General features: G+C 35.4%; 3 protein-coding genes. All 3 read right to left on the bottom strand.

Annotation, left to right across the window (positions count from 1 at the left end):
* Positions 1 to 2,393, bottom strand: a 2,393-nt coding sequence (locus RT405_RS02545; RefSeq protein ID WP_313467293.1) for a sigma 54-interacting transcriptional regulator, incomplete at its 3' end; no start/stop codon positions are given.
* A 166-nt stretch (positions 2,394 to 2,559) separates the two neighbouring features.
* On the bottom strand, positions 2,560 to 3,372 hold the full coding sequence (locus RT405_RS02540; protein WP_313467291.1) for a metallophosphoesterase: 813 nt from the start codon (positions 3,370 to 3,372) through the stop codon (positions 2,560 to 2,562).
* Between the two features lies 1 nt (position 3,373).
* Positions 3,374 to 3,662: ABC transporter permease subunit (locus tag RT405_RS02535; protein WP_313467289.1), on the bottom strand; the 289-nt coding region annotated here is incomplete at its 5' end.

The raw sequence follows: 3,662 nt of genomic DNA, 5'->3' as shown, positions 1-3,662 counted from the left end.
GTTAAATGCGGTGCTGCTATATTTGGATTGCTTACTCCGGCAGTCGCTAAAATTTGATGGTCTTCTGAAATTTTCTTAATCGTTGCTTCCATATCTATTAAAGAAATGGAAAAGACTTCGATTTCCTCATCAATAAATTCAGTAAGCAGCTCCTCAACACGCTGTTTAATTCTGACGGCTGTGCCTTTTCCAGTTGAGCAAATGGTAATGATGGCTTTTGGCTGATTCATTTCTTTATTGAAACCCTCTGCTTGTGAAGGATGCGAATAATCTAAAAAGTTACTGTATCCTCTAAAACTTTTCAATGAATCATAGATCTCATTTAGCGGACTGTCCATCAGTGAGGTTTTCCGTGCTGCTTCCAACACAACTGGTGTCGTCACCATATCAATCGTCTTGATCGGAATGTCTATCTCACGCATTAACTTAGTACCAAAAGAAGTTAAGGATCCCATATCTACTAACAACAGCACGCCATTGCCCTCATTAACCGTTTGAACAGCATCATGAACCAAATCATAAGCACGATGTGGGTTCATCTCTAATGGCATATCTACAGCAGCGATATTTTGAACATTCAGCAGTTTAGCTACAACTTGCACCATACTGGTTGCAGTACTTCGTCCATGAGCAGCTACGACTATCCCTACCCGTCCGACCAAATTCTGTTCTTTCAGAGAAACTAATAACATCGTCAAATACCAACACTCTACTTCTGGAACGACTATTTGGTATTTTTCTTTAATGTGCTTTTTGATCATCAGAGCTACTGCATATTCTTTTTGATAATTAGAAATCAATTTTTCTAGTTCTTTATTTGTTTTGGTCTGAACTGTTCCTTCTCTAGAACGTTTAATAAACGAACTCAAATGCAAACTCATAGCGTATAGAAAATTATCTTTAAATTGATACTTTAAATACTCCTCTGCCATTTTCCAAATCTCTTTGGTCAAGGTAATGATTTCTTGATCAACAATATCTTTTAAGCCTTGTTCATTATCAAAGTTTAATTTGTTTGTTTTATAGAATGACTTTAAATGCAAATTAATATCCGTAGTAATAAAATTTTCAATATTTTCTGCGTCAACGCCTTCTGCTTTTAATAAGGTTGCTTTGTCTCCAATAATTTCATATAGGTTAAATGGCAATTCATAGGTGTCTTTCTCCAAAATATAGACAGAATCATCAGGGTGCAAAACAAGTTTAGGTTCCAAATAATTAGAAATCTCGTTTAGTTCATTTCGGCGTTTAGCCAGACTTATCAACCCATCTTGTAAAGCAGGTGTTAAATCTTCCATAGTAATCATTACTTCACTGTAATTATCCATACTATTTAAAAATCCTTTGGCACAAGCTAATTGAATATTTGATTTCAACTGGCCTACGTTACCATAAGTTACACTGCCTAAGAGCGCCTTAACGACATTTTCATCCACTACAATACGTTTATCGATTCGTTTTGCTTCTATGGACAAAAGCAGTTTTAATAATTGGACACGTTCTTTTGCCGGCCGGTCATTAAAAGCAGGCAATTGGATAGTGATCGGTATCCGCCGTACAAATGTTTTTAAAAGTGCTGAATCGGGATCTTCAGTCGTAGCACAAATTATCCGCACATTGGCAGTTAAACGTTCTTCCGCATCGCCCATCCGCTGGAAAGTTCCGTTATCCATAAAGTAAAATAGCATTTCTTGTCCTTCTGGCGGCAAACGATGGATTTCATCTAGAAACAGCATATTATTATCTGCTTTAAGCAACAGGCCATCTTTGTCTTCTAAAGCTCCTGTAAAAGAACCTTTCGCATGCCCAAATAAATGAGACATCAACAATTGGGGATTTTGAGAATAATCTGCACAGTTGAAAACGATCATCGATTTGTCTTGGTCGATCACGCCTTTTGCTTGAGAATATTGGTACATCGCATTTGCAAAAAAAGTTTTCCCTGAACCAGTAGGTCCGATAATCAAACTATTCAACCCTTTAGGAGGATAAAAAATAGCAGCTTTCGCTTGTTCCATCTGATTTTTCAAACTGCCATTCGACCCAATCATATAATCAAATAAATCTTTGCCTTGCTTCTTTGCTTGTGCTTTCTTTGACGGTTCTTCATTTTTCTTCAATAAAGTATGTTCTTTATAAGAACTCACTTTTTTAGAAAGCGGCTTCCACTTTAAACAGCTAGCATCTACATAACGAACAGGACGTCCTTTTAGTTTAACGATTTTTTCTTCGCGAACCAGTTCGTTTAATTCTTTGCTGACATTACTCCGAACGATATCTAAATCCTTAGAAATCTCAATCGTCGTTAATCCACTGCCAAAATCTAGTTCTTCAGCAGTTAATTGTTCTGTATTTTTTTTCACATATTGATAAATAAGATCTTTACGCTTCATTTGATCCCACCTTCTTTCGATATCGCTTTCATTCTACCACATTTCTACTTTGATACACTACTCTTTTTTGAATATAGTGTATCTTTTTTTAAACAAAAAACCTTTGCTGCTAGTAATGGACCCGAGCAGCAAAGGTTTGCTTTTTTTATTATCTTTCAATCCTTTTTTAATTTTCTTCCATCATATTTACTCGAGCGATTATTTTCCCTGTAATAAAATTTTCACTCGTTTGTTGCTTTATTTCTCCTTTGTTAGTTTGATACGTATTGTAACCAAAGCGTTGCTCAAATCTAACTTGGCCCTCTCCTTCATCTTCCCCTACAAAGGACATGCCTCCTACTGTATAGTATTGAATACCGCCAATATCCCCATTGTATACATGGTGAGTGTGACCATTTAATAAACACAGTACAGCAGGATATTCACTGATCATTTTTATTAAGCGATTCGACTCAGGTAAAATAGGCGTACTGCTTTGACCTTCTAATAAATGATGATGTGTCATTAACACAATAGGTTTATCTTGAAATTCTTTTAATTGTTCTTCTAACCAACTAAATTGGCTATCTGTCATACTGCCATCTGATCTTTCATAAACAGAATTATCAAATGAAATAACATGAAATTCATCAAATGTTTTTACTATGTTATAAGGCTGATTTGATGGAGCTTCATTAAGCCATCCTACGCGAAAATTTGGTTTAATATCGTGGTTCCCAAGCGTAACGACAATCGGTATATCTCCTATTTCTTGAGATAACCATTCTTTTAAATAAGCATAGTCTTCAACACCGCCATCTTCTGTTAAATCCCCACTAATTAACAGTAAACCAATCGTCATTTTTTCTTTAACATGATCTAAACATATTTTTAATTGTCTTAAAGGATTATCCATTTTCCAAATCATCCCTTTATAGCCCATTTCAAACTGATTATAGCTTTTTCTAAAATGGATATCTGAGATATGTAATATATTCATTTTATCGTAATCTCTTTCTTAAAATTCCCGTAATGAAATCAAGCATAAATACGGTTAACACTACACCGAGTAAAATAATGCTAACTTTTCCCCAACTACGGGTTTGAATCGCAAAAATTAATGGCGCTCCAATTCCACCAGCACCTACTAAACCAAGTGTCGCAGCACTTCTTACTGCAATTTCAAAATGATTAAGTGAAAGTGAGGTATAAATCGGCATCAAAGAAGGTATTCTGACATAAAAAAATGTTTGCCAAAAATTGGCACCTACTGCTTCAGCATCCTCAATT

This window comes from Carnobacterium sp., from assembly GCF_032094055.1.
Taxonomy (GTDB): domain Bacteria; phylum Bacillota; class Bacilli; order Lactobacillales; family Carnobacteriaceae; genus Carnobacterium_A.
This window is presented reverse-complemented; position numbering and strand designations above follow the sequence as displayed.

Coding starts and splice junctions, on each gene's coding strand:
- RT405_RS02540 (WP_313467291.1), bottom strand. CDS start 3,372: ATGAATATATTACATATCTCAGATATCCATTTTAGAAAAAGCTATAAT.